General features: G+C 42.2%; 23 protein-coding genes, 2 tRNA genes and 1 pseudogene (1 of these 26 running past the window's edge). 5 read left to right on the forward strand and 21 right to left on the reverse strand.

All coding sequences use genetic code 11. The features are described 5' to 3' along the window. The 6 genes and pseudogenes from NT178_01675 to NT178_01700 form a co-directional block, all read right to left on the reverse strand. Positions 1 to 287: pseudogene (locus NT178_01675) on the reverse strand (hypothetical protein) (it extends 49 nt beyond the left edge of the window). 136 nt (positions 288 to 423) lie between these two features. Then, positions 424 to 618, reverse strand: coding sequence for a hypothetical protein (locus NT178_01680; GenBank protein MCX5811245.1), 195 nt, complete (start codon positions 616 to 618; stop codon positions 424 to 426). 55 nt (positions 619 to 673) lie between these two features. Next, the gene (locus tag NT178_01685) at positions 674 to 964 is read right to left on the reverse strand and encodes a type II toxin-antitoxin system RelE/ParE family toxin (protein ID MCX5811246.1); all 291 of its coding nucleotides are present in this window, start codon (positions 962 to 964) and stop codon (positions 674 to 676) included. Next, positions 961 to 1,182 (reverse strand): addiction module protein, encoded by a 222-nt coding sequence (locus tag NT178_01690; GenBank protein MCX5811247.1) that lies wholly within the window; start codon positions 1,180 to 1,182, stop codon positions 961 to 963. The genes NT178_01685 and NT178_01690 overlap by 4 nt, the downstream gene beginning before the upstream one ends. A 578-nt stretch (positions 1,183 to 1,760) precedes the next feature. Further along, positions 1,761 to 2,327 carry a hypothetical protein gene (locus tag NT178_01695; GenBank protein ID MCX5811248.1) on the reverse strand — a complete coding sequence of 189 codons (567 nt, stop codon included), beginning with the start codon at positions 2,325 to 2,327 and terminating at the stop codon, positions 1,761 to 1,763. Positions 2,328 to 2,358: 31 nt separating this feature from the next. Beyond that, a complete protein-coding gene (locus tag NT178_01700; protein ID MCX5811249.1) occupies positions 2,359 to 2,829 on the reverse strand; it encodes a hypothetical protein in 471 nt (156 codons plus the stop codon). Between the two features lie 49 nt (positions 2,830 to 2,878). On the opposite strand from NT178_01700, the gene NT178_01705 reads away from it, so the two are divergent. The 3 genes from NT178_01705 (at position 2,879) to thiE (ending at position 6,357) form a co-directional block, all read left to right on the forward strand. Continuing rightward, positions 2,879 to 4,753, forward strand: a complete 1,875-nt coding sequence (locus NT178_01705; protein ID MCX5811250.1) for a PBP1A family penicillin-binding protein — start codon at positions 2,879 to 2,881, stop codon at positions 4,751 to 4,753. Between the two features lie 108 nt (positions 4,754 to 4,861). After that, entirely contained in the window at positions 4,862 to 5,713 is an 852-nt protein-coding gene (gene thiM, locus NT178_01710; GenBank protein MCX5811251.1) for a hydroxyethylthiazole kinase, read from the forward strand. A gap of 8 nt (positions 5,714 to 5,721) precedes the next feature. Then, on the forward strand, positions 5,722 to 6,357 hold the full coding sequence (gene thiE / locus NT178_01715; protein ID MCX5811252.1) for a thiamine phosphate synthase: 636 nt from the start codon (positions 5,722 to 5,724) through the stop codon (positions 6,355 to 6,357). A gap of 8 nt (positions 6,358 to 6,365) precedes the next feature. Here thiE and NT178_01720 read toward each other — a convergent pair whose 3' ends face one another. From NT178_01720 to tig, 7 genes are all read right to left on the reverse strand, one after another. Next, positions 6,366 to 7,196, reverse strand: a complete 831-nt coding sequence (locus NT178_01720; protein MCX5811253.1) for a glycosyltransferase — start codon at positions 7,194 to 7,196, stop codon at positions 6,366 to 6,368. A gap of 75 nt (positions 7,197 to 7,271) precedes the next feature. Next, positions 7,272 to 9,281 carry a DUF1926 domain-containing protein gene (locus tag NT178_01725; GenBank protein ID MCX5811254.1) on the reverse strand — a complete coding sequence of 670 codons (2,010 nt, stop codon included), beginning with the start codon at positions 9,279 to 9,281 and terminating at the stop codon, positions 7,272 to 7,274. A gap of 66 nt (positions 9,282 to 9,347) precedes the next feature. After that, positions 9,348 to 9,424, reverse strand: a tRNA-Asp gene (locus NT178_01730). Between the two features lie 7 nt (positions 9,425 to 9,431). Further along, positions 9,432 to 9,520: transfer RNA gene (locus NT178_01735), tRNA-OTHER, on the reverse strand. Positions 9,521 to 9,610: 90 nt separating this feature from the next. After that, complete coding sequence (clpX, locus tag NT178_01740; GenBank protein ID MCX5811255.1) at positions 9,611 to 10,861, reverse strand: ATP-dependent Clp protease ATP-binding subunit ClpX; 1,251 nt, start codon at positions 10,859 to 10,861, stop codon at positions 9,611 to 9,613. 5 nt (positions 10,862 to 10,866) lie between these two features. Beyond that, complete coding sequence (gene clpP, locus NT178_01745) at positions 10,867 to 11,451, reverse strand: ATP-dependent Clp endopeptidase proteolytic subunit ClpP (protein ID MCX5811256.1); 585 nt, start codon at positions 11,449 to 11,451, stop codon at positions 10,867 to 10,869. Next, positions 11,448 to 12,725, reverse strand: a complete 1,278-nt coding sequence (tig, locus tag NT178_01750) for a trigger factor (protein ID MCX5811257.1) — start codon at positions 12,723 to 12,725, stop codon at positions 11,448 to 11,450. Before tig ends, clpP begins: the two co-directional genes overlap by 4 nt. 183 nt (positions 12,726 to 12,908) lie before the next feature. Between tig and NT178_01755 the strand changes: the two genes are divergently transcribed. Beyond that, complete coding sequence (locus NT178_01755; protein MCX5811258.1) at positions 12,909 to 14,507, forward strand: MFS transporter; 1,599 nt, start codon at positions 12,909 to 12,911, stop codon at positions 14,505 to 14,507. Between the two features lie 249 nt (positions 14,508 to 14,756). Then, positions 14,757 to 15,551, forward strand: coding sequence for a hypothetical protein (locus NT178_01760; GenBank protein ID MCX5811259.1), 795 nt, complete (start codon positions 14,757 to 14,759; stop codon positions 15,549 to 15,551). A 510-nt stretch (positions 15,552 to 16,061) separates the two neighbouring features. Here NT178_01760 and NT178_01765 read toward each other — a convergent pair. From NT178_01765 to selA, 8 genes are all read right to left on the reverse strand, one after another. After that, positions 16,062 to 17,831 (reverse strand): cytochrome C, encoded by a 1,770-nt coding sequence (locus tag NT178_01765; GenBank protein MCX5811260.1) that lies wholly within the window; start codon positions 17,829 to 17,831, stop codon positions 16,062 to 16,064. Positions 17,832 to 17,920: 89 nt separating this feature from the next. Further along, positions 17,921 to 18,652 carry a rhodanese-like domain-containing protein gene (locus NT178_01770; protein ID MCX5811261.1) on the reverse strand — a complete coding sequence of 244 codons (732 nt, stop codon included), beginning with the start codon at positions 18,650 to 18,652 and terminating at the stop codon, positions 17,921 to 17,923. A gap of 58 nt (positions 18,653 to 18,710) precedes the next feature. Continuing rightward, positions 18,711 to 19,259 carry a rhodanese-like domain-containing protein gene (locus tag NT178_01775; GenBank protein MCX5811262.1) on the reverse strand — a complete coding sequence of 183 codons (549 nt, stop codon included), beginning with the start codon at positions 19,257 to 19,259 and terminating at the stop codon, positions 18,711 to 18,713. 26 nt (positions 19,260 to 19,285) lie between these two features. Next, positions 19,286 to 19,609: a rhodanese-like domain-containing protein gene (locus tag NT178_01780; GenBank protein MCX5811263.1), complete on the reverse strand. Its 324-nt coding sequence runs from the start codon at positions 19,607 to 19,609 to the stop codon at positions 19,286 to 19,288. Positions 19,610 to 19,623: 14 nt separating this feature from the next. Next, a complete protein-coding gene (locus NT178_01785) occupies positions 19,624 to 20,589 on the reverse strand; it encodes a cytochrome c3 family protein (protein ID MCX5811264.1) in 966 nt (321 codons plus the stop codon). A gap of 111 nt (positions 20,590 to 20,700) precedes the next feature. Next, positions 20,701 to 20,856, reverse strand: a complete 156-nt coding sequence (locus tag NT178_01790) for a hypothetical protein (GenBank protein MCX5811265.1) — start codon at positions 20,854 to 20,856, stop codon at positions 20,701 to 20,703. A 190-nt stretch (positions 20,857 to 21,046) separates the two neighbouring features. Then, entirely contained in the window at positions 21,047 to 22,054 is a 1,008-nt protein-coding gene (locus NT178_01795) for an RluA family pseudouridine synthase (protein MCX5811266.1), read from the reverse strand. Between the two features lie 28 nt (positions 22,055 to 22,082). Further along, a complete protein-coding gene (selA, locus tag NT178_01800) occupies positions 22,083 to 23,471 on the reverse strand; it encodes an L-seryl-tRNA(Sec) selenium transferase (protein ID MCX5811267.1) in 1,389 nt (462 codons plus the stop codon). Positions 23,472 to 23,749 lie beyond the last annotated feature (278 nt).

A 23,749-nucleotide genomic window follows, 5' to 3' on the forward strand; every position in this document is an offset into this window, starting at 1 on the left:
ATGATCGGAATCTTATTGCGGCGGCAAATGGCGCGTATACAAGCATCCGCCTTTTCTTTAAACAGGGCTGCATTGAATTCTTCACAGGGCTCAACTATGTCTATCAAGTGATGGGGGATTCCATTCCGCGCCGCCGTGCCGGGCTTGGCAGTACCTATGTCAAAGTATCTGTAAACCTGCATAGAATCGGCATTTACAATCTCACCATTAAATGCCTTTGCAAGGTAAAACGACAAATCGGATTTGCCTGTACAGGTAGGTCCAACAATAACAATGATTTTTTTCATTTTCCTCTTTTAGTAGACTGTTTTTTCATGCTGTTTCCTTTTGCCGGTCAACGGCATGATTGCAATGTCCATGACCCACAAGTGGGTGCCCCTCGCTCTGCTTCGCCTTGTGCTTTACAACATAGCTGCAGAAAGATCACGCTGCAAACCGAATATCTGCAACAATCCTTTCCCACGGCACCGATAATCCATTCTTCGCTGTAATGACAATCCCGATTGCTTCTAAAAACTTCACATCCTGATAAACATTCTTATAATCCCTCTTCAAAAGGGCAGCAAGCGCGCGAATATTCATATCGCCTTTGCCATGAATGACGCTCGGAAGTTCCAAATCCTCCCCCATTCACAAGGAGTCATAAATGCTAAATCATACAACGTTGTCTTTTTCACAGGCGCTCAATCCAGTACCGGGGCTCCCGATGGAGATGTGCAACTGCAACGATTATGATAGTTTTTTTATCGATTCCGTAGATAAGGACATAAGGAAATCTGGACAGCAAACAGCGCCGCAGACCTTGCTCAATCTCTCGATAAGATTCGGGAAATGCGGCGATGCGGCGGACTGTCATATCCAGTTCGTCAAGAAATTCTATACCCAGACCAATCTTCTGGTCGTTGTACCACTGTACTGCGTCATTTACTTCCCATTGAGCCGGGGTAAGAAATCTAATTTTCATGAGCGTCGGTGGGGCGCCATAACATCTTTGTAGCTGACTGTCTTCAATCTAACCGTTTTATATGCCTCCCACCTCTTTCGCGCTTCATCAGCCCATATTCTGTCGAGTTCCGGATCGGGCTTGTCCAGTTGTGTCAAAATATCATCAACAAGCTTCAACTTTTCTATGTCAGGTAAAGACTGAATCCTGATAAGAAGATCATCTGCTATGTGAGCCATGTTATTTTACCTCCCCTCTGACTATGCCCTTGAAAGGGTCGTCTTTATTATATTTTATCATTTTTCAGCTATTCCGTCTCTGCGTATCTGTACAGAAATGTTCTTATAATGTTCTTTGCATCCAGGGATCAATAATCTCCAAAAAGGCCCATCTTCCGAAACTCCGTAATTGTTGAGGGTTGTTTTGCCTAATGCTATCAAACTGTATTAAATGCGTCAACGGTTATTGATGATTAGATAATGATGAACTCGTAAAAAGTCGTATTTCTGTCGCTTTGTCATTCCCACGAAAGTGGGAATCCAGTGATTTCAATGTGTTCTAAACTCCCGTTTTCACAGGAGTGACGGTTTTTTGACTTTTTACGAGTTCATCAATAATATTTGTAAAATAAGGGTTTACAACCACTGCTCTTTTCACCTGAGTCTCATCGTGGAGTTTTTAAACCTATATCGTGCAGCGCATCGTCATTGTTGACTTTCCGGAGATTTTAGCAGTTGTAGACAATGTGTCTACAACTAGTTCCGACAGGTCTTCTGGTTTCCTATCGTAGCTTACCAGCACACCCATTCTTATGACATCACCCGGTTGTAATTAGGGTTCGTCCTTCGAGGTTTCTAATTCCCGCCATGTATTGTTGAAACAACTGATTGTCGAGTGATTTCATCTCGTTTCTCGCTCCGATAAAATCTAAATTTATCAGCCTTGCAAGCTCAGCATCCCATGCATACAGGGAAAACAATCTGCAATTAATTTTGATGCTTGTTTCTCTGATTCTCTCCAATATTTCAACGCTTTTACTTAATTTTGAGAGGTAATTCTGACAATCTGCCAGGCGAATGCTGAATGCGCCGGTCATCAATATCACAAAAGGAATAAGCTCAACTGAATCCTCGCTGATCCGATAATCAGGATATAAATCGGAAAGTCCGTTAAGAAGCTCAGGGTCAACTATATCTGCAAGTGCAATCAAATCAGGCTGATCCCAAAAGGCATACAATAAAAAACGCCGTGATGTATTTATATTCCCTGTCCTGTAATAAACTATCGAGTACTTGAGAAAGAACGTATCGTTTTTATAATCCACATCTATCTTTCTAATATTACTGATTTCCTGCACTGCCAGTTGCCACTTCCCAATTTCCATGAGCATGTCAAGTACCGTTATTCAATATCCTTCAAAGGATTGGCGCAATAATGGAGTAGGATTTGCCAGACCGATGTTCAAGAGAAATATATTTTCCTTTATGATCCCTAATTACCGCATTTTTCCGGTATGCTTTTGTGTCTATGTATTGTTCAAAAGCCAGCCATTTTTTATATACTTCCAGAGGCTTTTCCTGCTTGAATTCTTCATCGTCGCCATATCCTTCCATCCAATAATGGCTTATATCAAGTGCAACATTAACAAAATCATTGCCGGAGTTAAGGTTTTTTAATTCCATCCAATGCTTCCCTGAGCGGTAAAACTCCCCGTTTATCAATGCCTTCATCGCATTGTTCCTTATCATCTCTTCAGGCGCAAATAAATAAAGTTGTTCCATAAAGTCCTGTGCCGATCTTTTAGCTATCCCCTGCCCTGCTTTATATAAAAACTCAGTCAAATTAATAATAATGCGGCCTGCATGGTCACAGTGACCCGGCATCATATATTACGGTTTGCCAATACCACGTTTATAAAGTATAATATATCCTCCAATGTATTCAAGGACAACTATAAAGCTTGCCATACTGCTCATTCTTATCCCCACTATTTTCGGGGTAAGCTTCGGATACGCCCTTGTTAATTATCTTGATATACCGGACGTTAAGGAGCTTGAAACATATAAACCCAAATCAGCGGCAAGACTCTATTCGGATGATGGCACTCTGTTTTCGGAGCTATTTATTGAAAAAAGGGTACCCATTCCAATTACTCAAATGCCGTACCACCTTAAGTACGCATTCATTGCCATAGAAGATGTGAGGTTCTATAAACATTTCGGCATTGATGTCAGAGGTATCGGAAGGGCTGCCTTTAAAAACATCATCCGAGGGGGTATATCGGAAGGGGCTTCAACTATAACACAACAGCTTGCGCGAAACCTCTTTTTGACCCCTAAAAGAAGCTTTAAAAGAAAAATTGAGGAAGCAATGCTTGCAATCCAGATAGAGCGGACCTACTCGAAGGATGAAATCCTCAACATGTATCTAAATTTAATTTATCTCGGCGAAGGCGCTCACGGCGTTGAAGCTGCAAGTTACGCATACTTTCATAAAAAGGCAAGTGAGTTAACGCTTGAAGAGTCGGCCACCCTTGCCGCACTCACGAAATCACCCTCAAGACTGTCGCCTTTTAAAAACCTTGCAAAAACACTGGAAAGAAGAAATATTGTCTTGAGAAAAATGTACGATGCTGGCTTTATCAATGAAAAAACATATACAGATGCAGCGGAAACACAGTTGGTGCTTGCGCCTTTAAGGGCTTACGAGAAAAAAACAGGATACTTTATAGATTACGTAAAACAAGCCCTTGAAGAACATCTGGATGATTCTAATGAGATATACACAAAAGGGCTCAATATAAAAACCACTGTAAACCTTAAAATGACTGAATATGCCTATGAAGCAATAGAAAAAGGGATACAAGCATACAAAACAAGGCATCCTGATATAAAAAAACCTCCTGAAGTAGCACTTATTGCAATTGAAGTTAAGACAGGAGAAGTAAAGGTACTCATAGGCGGCAGGGATTTTACCACATCCCCGTACAACAGGGCAGTTCAGGCAAGAAGACAACCCGGATCATCCTTTAAGCCAATTATATACTTAACAGCATTGGAGCAAGGTCTTACTCCGAATTATATGTTGTTGGATGCACCTTTATCGTTCACAAATCCATATACAAAGGTAGTCTGGCATCCCAAGAATTATAAAAACGAATATTATGGCAGCGTCACCATGAGGAAAGCCCTTGAATTATCGCTTAATACCGCTACGGTGAGATTGCTTGAAAAGGTAGGTATTGAGAATATCATTGAAATGGCAAAGAGATTAAATATAAGCAGTAAATTTGAGCATAATATGTCTTTAGCTCTCGGTACAACAGAGGTACTGCCCATAGAGCTTGCAGCAGCTTATGCTACATTTGCAAGAGGCGGTGAGTACATTCCGCCTAATGCATTAAGAAATGTCTCTACAAATGAAGGCGAGGAATTGTATAACGAAAAACCGGAAGAGGAAAGAGTTGTAGAACCGGGGGCAGCATATGCGCTGGTAGACATTATGAAAGGTGTTGTCCAAAGGGGGACAGCAAGAAGCGCTTCAAAAATGCCCTATTTTCTTGCGGGAAAAACAGGGACAACAGATGATTTCAAAGATGCATGGTTCATAGGCTTCTCACCAAACCTGCTATGTCTTGTCTGGGTCGGCTACGACAAAGGCGGGTTTCTCAGCAATAAGGAATCAGGAGGTGCTGCTGCACTTCCCATATGGATGGATTTTATGTCAAAGTCCCTGCCGTTGTTTCCAAATGACGATTTTACAGTTCCAGAGCAAACTGATAAAGCTCAAAGAAAAAATAGCAATCAGTAAAGAACCGCCTGCAAGGCGTGGTTTTTTAGCAGGTACAGCTTAACGACAAATTGCAGGACTCTGTTCCTGATTACAAAGATATAAAAAGGAGGCTGAGATAACAATAAAATGAAAAATGAAACGATATTGCTGAACGAACAAGAATTTTCAAAAAGAACAGTAGAAACACTTCTTGAGATCAGGAAACGGCATCCCCTGATTCACCATATAACCAACTTTGTTGTCATGAACAGCACGGCCAATGTGACGCTTGCCATAGGCGCCTCCCCTGTCATGGCTCATGCCCATGAAGAGATAGAAGCTATGTCAGCATTTTCCGGCGCACTCAATTTGAATATTGGCACACTGACACCCTATTGGGTGGATGCAATGCTTATCGCAGGGAAAACAGCAGGAAAAAGGGGTATCCCGATTATATTTGACCCTGTAGGTTCGGGAGCAACTCCTTTTAGAACCAAAACCGTCAGGAAAATCATCGCAGAGGTACCTGTAACAGTCATCAGGGGTAATGCATCTGAGATCATGTCTTTGTTCGCCCCGGAAGAAGAGATCAAAATCCGGGGAGTGGATTCCCTTGAGACAGTGGATGCTGTTCGTGACGGCGCACACCGTTTGGCAGGGATATTAAATAAGGTAATTGCCGTCACCGGAGAGGTTGATTTTATCACTAACGGTGAACAGGCAGTGGAAGTGCATAACGGACATCCCATGTTCGGTCTGGTTACCGGCACAGGATGTGCTGCAACTACTGCGATTTCCTGTTTTTGTGCAGTTGAACCGGACCCCTTTACGGCTACCGTAGCCGCTCTCGGCTATTATGGACTTGCCGGGGAAGAAGCAGCCCGTATCTCAAAAGGTCCGGGAAGTTTTCAGGTAGCCTTGTATGACACGCTCTATAACCTTTCCGAAGAAACAATGCTGGAAAAGCTTAGAATTAAACCGGTTCAAAAAAAAGCATAATAAACACCATGAAAAAACCATCATTGCATGATTTCCGGCTATATGTAGTAACAGATCGCCTTTTAAATAAAGGATATTCGGTGCTTGAGCAGGTGAAACTTGCCCTTCTGGAGGGAGTAAAAATCATCCAGATAAGAGAAAAAGGTTTGCCAGTATCGGACTACATTAAATTGGCTTCGGAAGCATTGCAATTTACCCGTGTTCACAACGCGTTTTTGATTATCAACGACGCTGTCGAAGTCGCAATGGCTGCAGGCGCTGACGGGATTCACCTGGGACAGGAAGATATGCCTGTCAGGGAAGCCCGGAAGATAATGGGCAGTGATGCTGTTATCGGGGTATCGGTCAAGACAGTGGATGAGGCTATTTGTGCTGAAGAGGATGGTGCAGATTATTTAGCAATAAATGGTGTTTTCCCAACTGCCACCAAAAAAGATCTGGGATACTGTGTCGGGCTCGAAGGCATAACGCGTATACGGCAAAGTACCCGTCTACCCGTTATCGGGATTGGGGGAATCACTCTGCATAATTGCCGCAGCGTTATCGAAGCAGGCGCGCACGGCATAGCTGTTGTAACGGCAATTACCATGTCCGACAATATTCCGCATACCTGCCGGTCTTTTTTTGATCTGATGGATATATAATGTTTTTCTCAACTACATGACGTAGCAGAGGACACATAATCAATGTCGCAAAGTTTGAGGTAATATTCCGCTTCTTCTGCTCTGCCCCTTTTTTTTGCTCCATTGGCAAGTATCCGGCATTTTTTCTTCAGGTCTTCCGCAGCTTTTATCTTCTGTGTTTTATTTAATATGCCGCTATTCAATATATTGACAAGGCTTTGAATCCTGAATCTATCCATTGCTTCATAGCTTTTTGAAATCTGATCATCGTGTCCGCCTCTCTTGACAATCAACGGGCGTTCTATAAACAGAACAGAGTATCGCGCAGAAATCCTAAGCCACAAGTCGTAGTCTTCACAGACAGGCAAGGATTCATCAAATAAACCTACTTTATCGAATATTTCCCTCTTTATCACAACAGACGACGGACTTATAATGCAAAGGGGCAGGCATTGCTCAAAGATTTGGCCCGAATATTTCTTGTGTTTTAATTTCTGGTTCATCTTTTTTCCGTTCCTTATCCAGATTTCGTCCGTGTAAGAAATGGAAAGCCCTTCTTCTTCCATCCTCTTCATCTGCACAGATAGCTTACCTTTCATCCATAGATCATCTACATCGAGAAAGGCAATATATTCGCCCTGTGAAACTTCGATGCCCTTATTCCGTGCGCTGCTGATTCCACCATTCTCTTTCAGGATATACTTTACGGGCAACCCTTCAATCTCCAAAATAGACTCATCCGTGGAGCCGTCGTCAATAACTATGACTTCCTTATTCTGATAATCCTGATTTAAAACAGAGACAACTGCTTCTTTTAAAAATCGCCGTCTGTTATAGGTTGTGATTATTACTGAAACCATATTGTTCAGAATTGCGGATTTCGGATTTTGGATTAAAGGGATGATAGCCTATGAATTGTGAACCGTGAACAAAAATCACACTTTACTCAGATGAAGCTTCATCCGGATTCTTTTGGGACCTTCTGATAGATTGATATCCCAGACAGGCATAAACATCGTACTCTGATAATTTCTTTCAAACCCGCTCTCGGATAACGAAATAACCTCTACCGGATGGGTCCAGATGGCGGATGGATCATCAAATTCAAGTAAAATATCAACATGCTGGTAGGGATCATGGAATACTACATTCCCGGATGGCTTCAACACGCCTTGTGTTGTGAGAGGCAACCTATCTCCTCCTATTTCGGCGTATCTTTCACCGCCGCTTCCAAGAAAAGAGAAATTAAACTCAACACCCAGATAGAACGGAATATCAACTTCGCCTTCTATTATATATTCTGCAAAGATTGCGTCTTCGCCTTTACTTAAGACAATGTCTTTCTTTATTGTTAATGCAACGTCCTGTCCATCCTTCCGGAAACGACCCTTCCTTTCCATGGAAAGCTTTACCTGATTCTTTTCCTTCTTTATTACAGCGCCATAAGGCTCCTTCACAAAATCACCAGGCTCTTGATAGGTACTTCTATAAAAATCATCAAATGCAGCTTCTTTCCCCATCACATGATCAACAAAGGAAGCCCTTCTGTACCAGTCGTAATGAAGATATTTATCGAGACCTTCTTCCTTTGCAATCACCATATCGTGAATCGTCTTTGTCCCATCAGCAACGTCAGCGGAGGATGAGGCAGCCTTTATCTTATCGTGATAGCCCTCATATCTTCTCTGAAGCGTCGCCATAATATTTACTGAAGAAGGCTTATAATCAAGCTCATAGAGAACACCACCCTCTTTCAGAAAAAAACAGGCTTTTATATCGTTATTATCGAGTATGACCTCGTCATGGCCGTCAATATTTATATCTTTCAGCGAGCCTTCAGCAAAAGGTTTTGGCGACTCCATCAACTTTTCTGCTTCGATCAGATGCTCGTAGACTGATGCGCGCAGATGCGGAAGATACAGACCACCGAACACTCCATGCCAGTAACTGTCATTACATTGTCCCATAAAAACATGTTTTCGGGCTTCTGCGTGTCGCCTGGCTTTTTGCGTAATATTGAGCATCTTCTTGTGCATATCGTTGCTCTCATCGTACTTTATGAGAAAATATTTGAAATAGCCGCCCTTTAAAAAATCTCTGTAGCTGTCTTCTGCACAGTTTATACAGGCATCATATCTCCCTGAAATACATGCCGGCAGACACCATTCTGCCATCTCTTTATAGGAGTTGCAGTTGAGGTATATACGCCCTTTAGGAGGCTTATCGGACATATATTCACTAAATGTAGTTGTTTTTAACCAGGTCTTGTTTTCATCAAGATATTTAAAAAACGTTCTAAGCCAACCTCCGGTGTAAACATGGTCATATGTCCCGGGCCAGAGACCGAATTTTTCACCATCGTCGCCAAAGACCGCCAGATCTCCTCCCTTTTCTTCAATACCCTTGAAATATGTATCAATCTCATCAATTGGTTTAAAGGGAATTGCGTATCTCAAGGACTCCAGTCCGGGAAATATAAATAATTTGTTGCCTTCATACTCGGTTATGAAATAACCGTAGAGGTCTTCATCTGCTACACCGACAGATTTGAAATGGTTATCATCAACAAGGGTATAAAGAATACCGGCCTTGTTTATAATTTTCGGCATATATGGCTCATAGACCCTTTCTGCAAGCCACATTCCTTTCGGCCTTACACCGAAAATACTTTCAGCATAGTCCATATGCATCGTAATTTGAGAAACCGCGTCGTCTTCCGGCAGGAATGACAGGATAGGCTCATACATGCCGCCTGAAACAATCTCTATCCGGCCTTTTTTTACAAGCCTTTTCAATATTTTAATGTATTCCGGTTTATTTTGATTAAGCCACGACAAAAGATAACCTGAAAAATGCAGATTTACTTTGATATCAGTAAACTCATCCATTACTTCGAAGAAGGGCTTGTAAGCCTTTTCGTAAGCCTCCTCGAGGATGAAATCCATATTTCCTACCGGTTGATGATTATGAATGCAAAAGATTAGATGCATCGGGCACCCTTATAAATAAAATGGCGGGGACGACGAGACTTGAACTCGCGGCCTCCGGCGTGACAGGCCGGCGTTATAACCAACTTAACTACATCCCCGCTTAAATGGTAGGCGGAACAGGTTTTGAACCTGCGACCCCCGGCTTGTAAGGCCCGGCTTGTAAGGCCGATGCTCTCCCGCTGAGCTATCCGCCCATGTCCGGTTAATATAGCAGCTTTGGTCGTCAATGTCAAATTTCCGTTCACTGTTAACTATTTTAAAATTATCTTTACACTATACTACCTTTATGCTATTTCAGCCTCTTCCTCATATATAAAAATCGGCCGTTCCCGATTGATAATGACATCTTCATTCAAAACACACTCTCTCACGTTAGGAAGTTCAGGGATCTCATACATCATATCCAGCATGATCTTTTCCATGATGGAGCGTAAGCCTCTGGCGCCTGTTTTTTTCTTCATGGCCTCTCTGGCAATTGCCCTGATCGCTCCCTCTGTAAAAGTAAGTCTTACATTCTCCATTTCGAAAAGCTTTCTGTATTGCTTCACGATGGCATTCCTCGGTCTTTTCAAAATCTCTACAAGCACATCCTCGGCAAGCTCTTCAAGCGTTGCTATTATAGGCAGTCTCCCTATAAATTCTGGGATAAGCCCGTATTTCAGCAGATCTTCCGGCTGGATTTCTTTGATCAGTTCAGAATACCTCTTATCGCGTCCACCTTCCACATCAACCCCAAAGCCGATGCCTTTTTTTCCGACCCTGTTGGCGATAATTGAATCTACACCGTTGAAGGCACCGCCACATATAAATAATATGTTAGATGTATCTACCTTGATGTATTCCTGCTGGGGGTGCTTCCTTCCGCCTTTTGGCGGTATATTTGCAACTGTACCCTCGATAATCTTTAAAAGCGCCTGTTGAACACCCTCTCCCGATACATCTCTTGTTATTGACGGACTGTCGGTTTTCCTTGAAATTTTATCAATCTCGTCTATATAGACAATACCTTTTTCAGCCTTTTCCACATTATAATCAGCAGCCTGAAGGAGATACAGTATAATGTTCTCTACATCTTCACCAACATATCCTGCCTCAGTGAGCGTCGTCGCATCAGCTATTGTGAATGGGACATGAAGGACCCTTGCAAGTGTCTGTGCAAGAAGCGTCTTCCCGGAGCCCGTTGGTCCGATCATGAGGATGTTGCTTTTCTGAATCTCAACTTCATCAAAACTGAGCTTGGCCTCTATCCTCTTATAATGGTTGTAGACAGCTACGGAAAGGGTCTTTTTTGCATAATCCTGTCCGATAACATATTCATCGAGGAGTTTTCTGATCTCATGCGGTTTCGGTATGGACGTTTTTATATAGTCGAACCTCTCCTTTTTCACTTCTTCCTGAATAATCTCATTGCACAATCCAATACATTCATCGCAGATATATACCATCGGTCCTGCGATAAGTTTTTTTACCTCATCCTGGCTTTTTCCACAAAATGAACAGTATAGTTTCATTGTTCTGCCATTGTTTTTCTTAATCATCGTCATCGTCTTTTCTCCACAATTTCATCAATAATGCCGTATTCTTTAGCCTGTTGCGGGTTCATATAAAAATCCCTTTCCGTATCAAGGGCAATTTTCTCGATCGGTTGTTCGGTATGCTCTGTAAAAATACTGTTAATCTCATCGCGCATCCTCAAAATCTCTTTTGCCTGAATGTTAATATCTGTCGCTTGTCCTTGTACGCCACCGAGCGGTTGATGGATGAGTATTCTCGAATGAGGCAGAGAATACCTTTTACCTTTTGCGCCTCCTGTAAGGAGAACTGCACCCATACTCGCCGCCTGGCCGATGCACATCGTTACAATCGGAGATTTTACGTACTGCATCGTATCATATATGGCAAGGCCGCTGGTTATATGCCCGCCGGGCGAATTAATATATAAATATATATCTTTTGACGGATCTTCAGATTCAAGGTAGAGAAGTTGCGCTATTATAATGTTTGCAACATTATCGTCAATAGCTGTCCCGAGAAAAACGATCCTTTCTTTCAGAAGTTTTGAATATATATCGTAAGCCCTTTCACCCCTTCCATCTTTTTCTATGACAATTGGTACAAGATTCATACCTTCTCCTTAATAACAGCATTTTCTCTCAAAAAAATAACTGTCTTTTCCTGTAAGATACTTCCCTTTACATAACCCATAAGTCCGTTTTTTTCATAGAAGTTTCTAACATCATCATATGACCTTTTTGTTTCCTCGGCAAGCTTCTTCATCCTTTCGTAGACATCGCTTTCTTCCAGCTTTATTCCTTCACTGTCTGCAATTTTTGAAATCACTATTTCTGCCTTGATTCTCTCTTCAGCCTTTTTCTCAAAATCTATTCTGATATTTTTCTCAAATTGCTGAAGATCTTCGGCAGCAAAATTATTTACGTCAAAGCGTGCCAGCGCATCTTCCATCATGGCATCTATGCGTTTTTCGCGAAGTTTCTCCGGAACAGGAATATCAACACTATTAATCAAAGTTTCTATTATTTTCTGAGATACAAACTGATTTCTTGAATTCTCTTTTTCCTTTTTAATTTCTTCCCTCAATCCTTCTCTGGCCTTTTCCATATCTTCAAAATTAATGTCTTTTGCAAATTCATCGTTTATCTCGGGGAGCCTCTTCTCGCGAATCTCCTTTACCATGACTTTAAAGAGGATCGTCTTTTTTGCAATATCTTTATTCGGGTAATCCTCAGGGAAATCTACGCTTATATCTTTTTCTTCACCGGATTTCATCCCGTAAATTCCGTTTTCAAACTCAGGCATTGATTGTGGAGAACCGAGTTCTAAAGGGTAGGCCTCTGTAACAATATCTTTTACAGGCTTCTCATTCAAATACCCCTGGTATTTAATAATAACAAAATCTCCCTTTTGTGCTCCTGCGTCAGGCTCCTTTGTTATCATCTCTGCGTGCATTTCCTTTAAACCATCTAACCTTTTATCAATATCTTCATCTGTCACCTGAATGGCATCCACCTCAACCTCAACACCTTTATAAACAGGTATCTCTATTTCAGGCATAACTTCACATTCAAGTGTATAGCCATAACGTTCGTTATCTTCTATGAAATCAACAAAGGGTTCCACAACAGGTTCAATCTTTGCTTCAGAAAGGGCATCTGCCATCGAAACCTCTAAAAGTTTCTTTTTCACTTCATCATCAATATAGTCCTTGTAATAGGACGTTAGGATTGACCTTGGAACCTTTCCAGGTCTGAAGCCCTTTATTTTTGCATGCTTTTTCAGCTCTTCATATACCCCCTCCCTTAACTCCGCAACCTTCTCTTCGGGAAATATGACTTCAACCTTTTTCTTCACACGATCAATCTCTACCACGTCTACTTTCATCCAAATCCTCCATTGTCAGATGGTGTATTATAAACACAACTTCCCAAATTATCAAGATATTTCGGGGGATGACGCAAGCTTCAGGCGGCAGCCATCAGAGGGAAACCCGATCTTGTTTCTAAAATACATGCAGGATAAAAAACACAAGGGATTATCAAACTCTGGTATACTATAGCAGCCGACATGTCACAAAAAGAACATTCAACAACATCTATCTGGAATCCCCTCAAACAGCCTTTTTTCAGGATACTTTGGATTGCAAATGTAGTGTCACTGATAGGAACATGGATGCATGAGGTCGGCGCTTCCTGGCTTATGACAACGCTTGCGCCATCTCCCTTTATGGTTGCCATGGTGCAAACGGCCACTACCCTGCCCTTTTTTCTACTTGCCCTCCCTGCCGGTGCATTGGCCGATATTTTTGACAGACGCCGGCTTCTCCTTATTGCCCAGACATGGATGCTTTGTGTGTCTGTGAGTCTGGGTGTAACAACGGTTGCCGGTTTAACAACGCCCTTGATCCTTCTTTTCTTTACTTTTTCTCTCTCTTTAGGGGCTGCAATAAACGCCCCTGCCTGGCAGGCTGTAATCCCTGAACTGATCCATCGTGATGATTTGCCGTCAGCCGTTACACTGACTTCAGCCGGGTTCAATATAGCAAGAGTCGCAGGCCCGGCCCTTGGCGGTATTGTAATAGCAGCCATAGGCACAGGCGCAACTTTTCTTTTAAACGGCGCCTCTTTTCTCGGGGTAATCATTGTTCTAAAAGGCTGGAAAAGGGAGCACAAGGAAAACACACTTCCTGAAGAACGTTTGATCAGCGCCATAAAAACAGGGGTAAGGTATGTGAGAAATGCGCCTCAGGTACAGGCAGTTCTTATCCATTCAATATTCTTTTCTATTTTCAGCAGCGCGCTCTGGGCATTTCTACCTATTATAGCTCAGAAGGACCTTGGATTGAGTTCATTGGGCTACGGAGTTCTCATGGGGCTTTTCGGTATTGGCGGACTTTCAGGTGCGCCCCTGCTGCATTGGCTGAGAAACAGGATTTCTTTAAATATCCTTGTATTGATGGCTACAAACATTTTTGCACTAGCCATACTCTTCCTTGCTCATGTCAGATCGTTAATATTACTCGGCGTGACCATGGTTGCCGGCGGCATAGCCTGGCTGATACTGCTTTCCGTTTTTAATACGGTTGTACAGTCTGTAATACCATCCTGGGTACGTGGAAGGGTCTTGTCGGTATACCTGCTCATCTTCTTCGGAGGGATGGCAACCGGGAGCGCTCTATGCGGAACAATGGCAACCCTGGCAGGCATACCCTGGACGCTCACTGTCATATCGTTCTGCCTGATTATCAGCGCTCTTTTTACCTGGCGCTTTAAGCTTACGAGCGGAGAAGGTCTTGACCTGACTCCATCCCAGCATTGGCCGGTATTGGCAGTTTCAAGCGAGCCCGAAAACGACGAAGGGCCGGTGCTTATTGTTGTGGAATACTGTGTTGACCAGTCACAGTCAAAGGAATTCATACAGGCGATGAAGGCATTAAAGACGATACGACGGAGAGACGGTGCAATAAAGTGGAACCTCTTTCACGATATAGCAAACCCAAAAAATTATACTGAGTCCTTTATCGTTGAATCATGGGGAGAGCATATTCGTCAACATGAACGTATGACTGTATCAGACCATGAGATATGGGATCTCGCCAGATCCTTTCACACCTGTTCTGAGCCTCCGTTTGTCAAACATTTTATCGCAGAGGGCAGTGCGAATTAAATACCAATTCGGATTCAGAGATAGCACCCGGAGGGTGCCCGGGCTACGAGCAGGAACCGACAGGAGAGCACGTACTGAAAAAGACATGGCATATAACCGTTTGATATTATGGAGAGGATTTTTTATGATAAATTTACTTGGTAGGAGGACTATGGGGTGTCCCTGATGAGTGCGAGTTCGTGATGAAACAGTGCACAAAGTGGCTTCCCTATTCGCTTTGCGGTTAATTTAAGATTTTCTGACACATTATTGGAATTCAAATGTCAAGGATTACTCCATGACTCTTATTCTTACTTATTCTTACTTCTCAAAAATATTTATTACTACATTAATAATAAATTTAGTATAATAGTAATTGTTATGATTTCGTTTATTGATAAATCAAATAAATATTTAAAAACTCAAAAATGTTTTCTTTTAATAATAGGTATAGTTTTTTTAACATCAATGGGCAATCTATGCGGATGTGGCCCCCAGGTTGATATATCAGGAAACAGGGAAATTGTTGTTGCTGATAAAAATGAATGTGTTCTGCCGGATTTTTTTGATACCAGGGCAGCTCAGAAAAATGAAAAAACCATTTTTACTGATAAAGATAATCTTCTGAATAGAATGTTTTCAGCTAACACAGAACCTTTATCTAAAATATTTGAGAAAGCATTCAATATCGCCGAGAGAATAGAAAGCAGAAAGCACCGCGAAATGGAAAATCATTATGTTCTATCGGACAACGGGACCTTTATTAAAGAAATATTTTCTAACATTAAAAACAGATTTGAAATAATTGAAACATCGTATGGTGTAACAAAAAGCATAAAGGATAATATCAGCAATAAAATGATCGGTAAAGTAGCTTACCTGAGGAATATCAGGAGCGGAAATGCCTGGACCATGGTACAGAGAGATAAAAACGATTCGTCTTCATCTGCTCCGCTTTTTTCAAAGAAACAAAACGACAACTATCAAATCCTTAATCCAAGAGGCTTTGCTTTTCATGAATTTTCCCAGATGTGGCCTTTTAAATTATCAGCAAATACACCATAATAGCAAACTAGCATTTGAATTTATTTGTTCTTAGTTTTAATTATTTTCATTTTTTCCAGACTCCATAAAAATACAAACTCATTTTTTGCAATAGGCGGAATTATCCATAAAGGTGGGAGACCTTTCCGGAGACATAATTTTCACAATATCCGGGAATAAAGTTGCAATCTTCACTATTCACTATTCACTGCCTTTTAAGGGCCGCAATTCGTAATCAATAAAATTGTCTTGTGAATTCCCCTTGATGTTGTTCTTTATTATAAACAATATTGAAAATATGTCAAGTTTTATTGGAAAATCCAGAGCAACGCTTGAATGCAAATTGGAACAATAAGGGACATAAATGGAGGGCTCATACCAATTCGGATTCATAGATAGCACCCAGAGGGTACCCGGGCAACGAGGAACACCCGCGAGCGGGTACCCGGACGCAGGCGTACTTTTTGGTACGTCGAGGACGTATGACGACGAGTTAACAAAGTTATATAATTGAAGGCGAATTGGTATTGGTTACGCGAAAAAGAAAGTCCACAGCAGGATAAGTGTAAAGATAATACCCAGCCACAGGCTCGAAAGCCCGAACATGGAAGCAATAATCTTCAGTGCAATGCCCGGGTGTTTGATCTTCAGTTCATCGAGTCTGTTTTCGCTCAACAACCTTTCATATTCGAGACTTCTGAATTTTTTAAGTTCCTCAAGTTTTTGTCTGCCCGTAAATATGATAGGATCCATGGGGAAATTTGTCGGGATAAGGTGCGTATTGAAAAAATGGACTGTAAAAATAAACAGGGCTGCAAGAAGTGCTTCTTCAGAATGGACAATACTTGCTATATTTAATACCCAGCCCGGATAGATGTAGGATGCCGCCTCCGGCGCCCATAAGGTGATGCCGGAACCTCCTATGATGAACATCCCCCAGAACACAGCAAGAAAGTCAAATTTTTCCCAATAGGTCCATCTGCCAAACTGCGGCATTTCACCCTTTCCGAAGAACCATTTCACCATGTCCTTGAATTGATGCCAGTCCTTTCTGTTCGGCATCAGGGAATCAGGTCCGAAGAGTCTCTCCTTCCAGCCTCTCATTCCGGCCATGCCTGTTCCTTTCGTAAATATGAAGCTGATGCTCAACCAGATCATATACAAAAATAGTCCTATAAGTATAATCGCTGCAAGCCGGTGGCATAAACCTGCGTTATGTGCGCCGCCCATGCCGCTTATCAGCGCCTTTGCCCAGGGCGTGCTGTGATATTTCAGCGGAAAACCGGTAACAACCAGACCAAAGAAAGAGATTACCAGCAGTATGTGCATAATTCTTTCTTTTCCGGAAAATCGCCTTATCTCCTGAATTGCTTCCTCATGGGGCAACGACGATTCTAAGGCTATGCCAAGCTTTTCAAACCTGTATTTTTCCCAGTATACCTTCCTCCACCACAGGAGGGTGTGCATCCAGAAGAAACTGAAGGTAATGAGCAATAGGAAAACCATGAAAATGAAACTCCAGTAGAGTGCAGGATACCTGTTCTTATTTCTGTAGTCAGGGTGGGCCTTGTATTCGGCAAACCTCGGATGAAAACCGCTATGGCATTTTCCGCAGTTCCTGACAAGGTTTGTGGGATTTATAGTCGAATCAGGGTGGTTACGAGGCAGTATATTATGCGTGGTATGGCAATCGGCACATCCTGCAACGCGCGTTGAATAGCCAAGATCCTGGACCTTGCCATGATATGTTTCCTCATAATATTCTACTGTCTTATGCGATAGGTTGTTTCTTTTCATCATCTTCTGGTTCGAATGGCAGGACATGCATTTCTTGCTGTAAAACTCGCGCGCCTCTGACATATTGGCTTCAAGGGATGTGTGGTAAACCCTTGTATCGTGCAGGCCATGACAGTCACTGCAGGCAGCCGAATCATTATTACCCTTCAATACTGCTGCCGAATGACCTGAAGAAGCGTACTGCTCGTTTGCATGACACTTAGTGCAGTTTTTTACTATAGCGATCTTTGAGCCTTTGAGCTGTTTCTTAAGTGAATGAATTTCGTAATGGCAATTCTGACAGCGGAAATCTTCATAAAGATAATGAAAATTGGTCTTATATTCCTTTTCAATCTCGCTGTGACACGTTCCACAGGAAATAATGGAGGGTTTTTCTTTAGAGGAGATATGTCTGTCTAAGCTTTGGAAAGGTCTGTGACAGCTTGTACATCCGTTGTCTCCATGTACGGATTTAGAGAACCCTGCAGTAAACTGATTGTTGTTATGGCATTCCGTACAGTCCATTCTCAAGTTGGAGGCATATGTGTAAAAAGGGCATAATAACAGAAAAAGGGGGAATAAAACCCATAAAACACTTCGTTTTATTGTCACAATCACCTTTTTTTGTCCAGCTTTTCTTTGTAGTTCATGCCGCCAAAGAGCCTTTGTACATCCTTAAAACCATTATTAATCAGAAAAGAACAGGCGACAAATGACCTTTTCCCCTTCTCATCAACAACAATGACCGGCCGGTTTCCTGGTATCGTATGGAGCTTCTTGTGCAACATATACATAGGTATATTTATGGCGCCATCTATATGTCCCTCTTTGAACATAGCCTCTGTACGGACATCAAGTATCAAAAGCTCTTTCTTTTCTACCATCATCTTTTGCAACTGTATAAATTTTACAGACACTACAGGCATTCTTCTGACCCGCTTCGTTGTTTCAACCTCGTAGCCGGCACTTTTCCATTCCGGCAAGCCCCCTTTCAGAATGTAAATATTTTCATAACCCATCGCCACGGCCTTTTTATAAACCTCATTAGCCCTTTCGCAATCTTTAGATTCACAATAAAAAACTATCGGCCTTTTCTTGTCTTTCAGGAGCAATGGGGCATTTTTGTCAAACTCCTCGAGGGCTATGCAAATAGAACCGGGTATTCTGTGATCCATACACTCGATATAGCTCATCGTATCAACAGTTAGTGCCTTGCCCTCTTTAATAAGAGACACGGTTTCTTCAGGGTCCACATATCTCGGATTGCCAGCATTTGCAGGTGCAACAAGGCATGAAAAAATCAACATTGTATAGAGTATAAAAAGCATCAGGTACTTGAGGGACATAATCTACCTTAGTATTTTTAGGTCATGCACCCCTTTGGGAAGGGGTGCATATAGAGTATTATTTTTCCATGGGTACATTCGGGTCTGCTGCCCATTCCTGAGCTGATCCGTCGTATACCTTTACATTGGTGTATCCTGAGAGGCTGTATGCCATAAACCAGGCAGGTGTGGCAAACATGCCCGTGTCACAGTAAAAAATAATTGTTTTTGTTTTATCCGTCCCGATTACGGGGGCCATTATCTTTTCAATCTCGTCTTTGCTTTTGTAAGTCTTGTCTTCATTCAGCAATGTTCCCCAGGGAAGGTTCTTTGCATTTTTTATGTGCCCTGCCCTTTCAACAAAAGTCTGCTTTTTCTCACCGCTGTAAAAATCAGCGGGACGCACATCCACAATAATAGCCTTGTCAAGGTTTTTCATGACATAATCCTTGCTTACAAGAATGGTCTTATCGAATTTTGGTGTAAATGGTTTTGCCTTGGGTTTTACGATTGTTTTTGTAAGGGGCTTTCCATCTTTTTCCCATTTTTCAACTCCACCATTCAGAATTGCAACATCCTTGACTCCGGCATAAATGAGTGTCCATGCAACTCTTGCGGCGCTTACCAAATCAATCGGCGCAGCAACGGTTCCAGCTATAACAACAACCCAACCGAGTCCTGACTTATCCCGGCATCTCCGATGAGATCCTTGAGGTCATCATCAGATATCATTTCATTCAATATGTCCTTTTTCTTTGTAATCCATGATTTGGCCAGTATGCTTATCGAATTCTGGATATGGTTTTCCTTATAGTCTTCAGCCTTTCTGATGTCGACAATTACCACCTTAGGGTTTGAGATGTTTTTCGCAAGCCAGTCCGTGGATACAACAGGTTCCACATTGGCTGCATGTACTAAAAGCGGGAGGAAAAACAACAGACCTATAAGAATGAAATACTTCTTCGCTGAATTTTTCATTTGTACCTCCTTCATTAATTAATTTTCAAGGGCTTCATGTTGAATATCAAACCTTCATTTGCCTTTGAACCATCCTTCATGAGCAATTCCTTTGTAAGAAAATGCTTCTTTTCCACATGGCACACATCGCATGAGCGCGTCCTGTCTGTCCTTTTCCTGATATTGTGGACAGGCGTCGCCTTGTAATCAGTTACGGTGTCAAACAGTTCCATTTTTATACCCGCTTTTGTGAAGGTATCCCTCACGATAGGTATTATTCTTAAGGTTGTGAGGGTCTTCTCATCTCCGGGGTCCTTGCCCAGTATAAAACCCGGTTTTGAAGTTGAGCCTTTTTCGAGATGGCAGCTATAGCAGTTCCTGTATTCTCCCTGAGAATGACACCCGTAGCAGCTCACCTTTCCGTCATGTTTCGTATGCGCCAGCTTTACCGTTGCTTTTGTCTCACCTCCTGTCTTATGACAATCCTTGCACTTTGGCCTTCCCTTTGCCTCGTTCTTGGTCAAATACATATTCCCGTCACCGTGCAATCCCGCTTTCTTATGGCAATCCATACACGTCATGCCCTTCTGGTAATGAACATCAACGCCTCCGCCGTATTCGCCGGTAAACTCCGGATAGACCCTTCCGCCATGACAAAATGCACAGGTCTTTCCTTCATCCTTTTTTACAAACCTATGCCCTTCAATAAGCCCGGCGCTTATACCTTCCACAGAGGGAGAGAGAACATGGCAGTCACCGCAGGTCGCATGGCAACTCTTGCAGGATGTGCCAAAAACCTTTTTCTTAAACACCATATCCTCATTTTTTGAAAGTCTTCTGGAAATACTGTGCTGGAATCCCTGGACTGTATAGTGCAGGGATTTTGTATAGCTATTGGCAATATCGGTGTGGCATTTACCGCACACGTTCAGGTCGTCAGATGGTCTTTTATTTATATTCTTGTGTGCAAGTTCCTTTTCAGGCAGTTTTTCATTGCCCATGTGACAGGGTATGCAACCCTCTTTAAAATGCGGGTCCTCATTCAGTATTGTCTTATCTATCAGATACCGTTTGTAATAGGTCTCCGGCCTAACTGGCGGAGGTGCACCGGCTCACCCGCCTCCTGCTTCCTCACTTAGCGTCGGGACAACCACAAGCGACTTCAGCATCTTTTGATCTGTATGGCACCTTACGCAACTGGATTCATTCCCAAAGGCGGCAAAGGCGGCAAAAAGAATAAAAAATGACACGAGATATACAATCTTCATTGGTCTCCTGTAAGGCCAAGTCTACTGTGTATTTCTTAACACTTATTCCATAAACTCATTATATCACCCAAAACATAATTATGAAGAAAAAAATCATAAGGCAGACATATTTACTTGGACTTTTGCAATTCGTGAACAACTGATGATAGGTATTTTGCATCACTCAGGAAGATAGCCCTGAAATATAGGGCTACAAGGTGTATTTCTCAATAAACTCTATCATGTCATCCGGTATCGGCGCTTCAATAACAATCGGTGTTCCTTTGACAGGATGTATAAACTGAATTCTATATGCATGGAGAAGTGCCCTATCAGCTATATGCTTTGCCTTTTTTCCGTACAGATCGTCTCCGGCAACAGGGTGACCAATGTGAGAGAGGTGAACCCGTATCTGGTGAGTTCTGCCGGTTTTCGGATATGCCTCTATGTAGCTAAAGCCGTTGATCTGCTCTACCACTTTAAATGAGGTTAGCGCATCCCTCCCGCCTTCCTTGAGTACCGCCATTTTCTTCCTGTCTATGGGGTGCCTGCCGATATTTCCCTCTATTGCGCCTTCCTTTTTACTTACTGCACCTTCAACAATTGCCCTGTATGTTTTTCGTACAGCCCTTTTTTTGAAAAGTGCAGAGAGCATCTCCTGGGTCTTTGAATCCTTAGCCACAATGATTACACCCGTCGTGCCTTTGTCAAGTCTATGTACAATACCGGGACGCAAGGTTGCCGGTTGTGGATTGTGGAATTCGGAACCCAAAACACTTTGATGAGTGTTTTCTTGATTTTCAAATTCTAAATTCGACATTCGACATTCTAAATTCTCCTGCTCCCTGCCCTCTCCCTCCTGCCCCAGGTACGCCAACACCGCATTGACCAGAGTTCCGTCCTGATGTCCGAATGACGGATGTACGACCATATCCTTTGGCTTGTTGACTGCAAGAAAGTATTCGTCTTCATATAAAATTTCAAGAGGGATTTTCTGCGGGGTAAGCGATAAAGGTTCTTCCGCGGGAATTTCACCATCAATTTCCATAAGGTTTCTGGTCTTCATTGACGGCTTTGGTATTTTTCCGGCAATGGTGACATATCCGCCATCTATCATATATTTTACTTTTGTTCTTGTTATCAGGAGATTCTCGGACAGGAAAACGTCAATCCTTTTGCCTTCTTCACTGCAAACAAAATGGAATCGGTTTTCTGTCACTTATAAACTCTGAAATAAAAATCGAGGTTCAGTTTCGAAGGGCACAATCAATGCCTTTGATAAAAAGCGGTTCATCTTCTTTTAGTATGGTTCTCAAATCGAAGAGCAGCATATCCTTCCCGATTCTGCCGATAATTGGAACGTCAAGATTTCTGAGTCTTTCTTCAAATTCGTCAACACTGATATCAAACGGTTTTATTGCCATACCGAAAGATGGTATAAACACGTCAGGAAAGCTTCCGCCGCCAACCTCGGACGACATTTCCATTGCTGCGACAGTAAGCTTATCAGACAGTTTTCTTATCTTTTTTGCAAGCCCCAGGGCTCTTATTTTTAATACATCTTTTTCTTCATTTAACATTCTCAGTGTCGGTATTTCACGTTGAGCCACACTATCATCAAGGTACAATAAAAGCGTACTTTCAAGAGCGGCAAGGGTCAATTTATCCGGCCTAAGCATTCTTGTTACCGGGTTTTTTTTCAGGGCCTTTATGTATGCCTTTTCCCCCAGTATAATTCCGGCCTGTGGCGCGCCAAGGAGCTTATCCCCGCTGAAGGAGATTATATCCCAGCCTTTTTTTAACTCATCCATAATACAAGGTTCATCATGTATTCCCAGCTTTTTTATTGGGAATAGCAAGCCGCTCCCTGCATCGTAATATGCAGGCAGGTTATATTTTTCGCTCAACGACAGAATTTCCTCTCCTGTCGCTTCATGAGCAAAGCCTCTAATTCTGTAATTGCTCGTATGGGCTTTCATCAAAAGCCCTGAAGACTCGCTTATCGCAAATTCATAATCTTCAATGAATGTTCTGTTTGTTGTGCCTACTTCCCTCAATAGGGCGCCGCTTTTCTTCATCACATCAGGTATCCTGAATGAACCACCGATCTCAATAAGTTCCCCTCTGGAAATGACAACATCTTTTCCTTCCGCAAATGTATTAAGGATAAGAAAAACCGCACCGGCATTATTGTTGACGACAAGGGCGCTTTCAGCGCCTGTAAGTTTTTGCAGAATAAACGTACAATGTTCGTATCGGTCTCCCCGCGAACCGGTCTGGAGATCATATTCAAGGTTGGTAAAAGATGATGCTGCATTTATGACTGCTTCTATTGCTGATTTCGGAAGCAAGGACCTGCCGAGATTGGTATGAATAACAACGCCTGTCCCGTTTATAACCCTTTTCAGCCTCGGACTTATTGACAATTTTGCATGTTTCTCTGCAACCTCTATTATTTCATTTGTCGAGGGGATTTCATTAATTTTTCCTTCTTTTATTGAAACCCTGAGATCATCAAGGCAGGAACGCAACGCATCTTTTGCAACGCTTTCCGGATATATCTTTACAAGTCTTTTCCATGAATCATGCTTCAAGATTTCGTCGACTTTAGGTATATTTCTTAAAAGAGTGTTCATTAATTAAAAAACCTTTTATTTATTTGTAACATACAAGGGAAATGTAATCAACGGATTTTCAAGCAATCCCGGTTATGTTTGTCGGGAATTTTGTAATGTCTCAGTATATTTCACATATTCACCTTGTTCATAATTCATGGTATGATTGACTCACAAACACTTAAGGGGGTGACTGATGGATTACGACGGAAAAGAAAAAGGCTCTTTCTCGTTTCAAGTGGGTAATCCAGTTTGTCGGCTACAAGATATGATGGCCCTTGAAGTGTGGAAAACTTCCT

This window comes from Pseudomonadota bacterium (assembly GCA_026388255.1).
Classification (GTDB): domain Bacteria; phylum Desulfobacterota; class Syntrophorhabdia; order Syntrophorhabdales; family Syntrophorhabdaceae; genus JAPLKB01.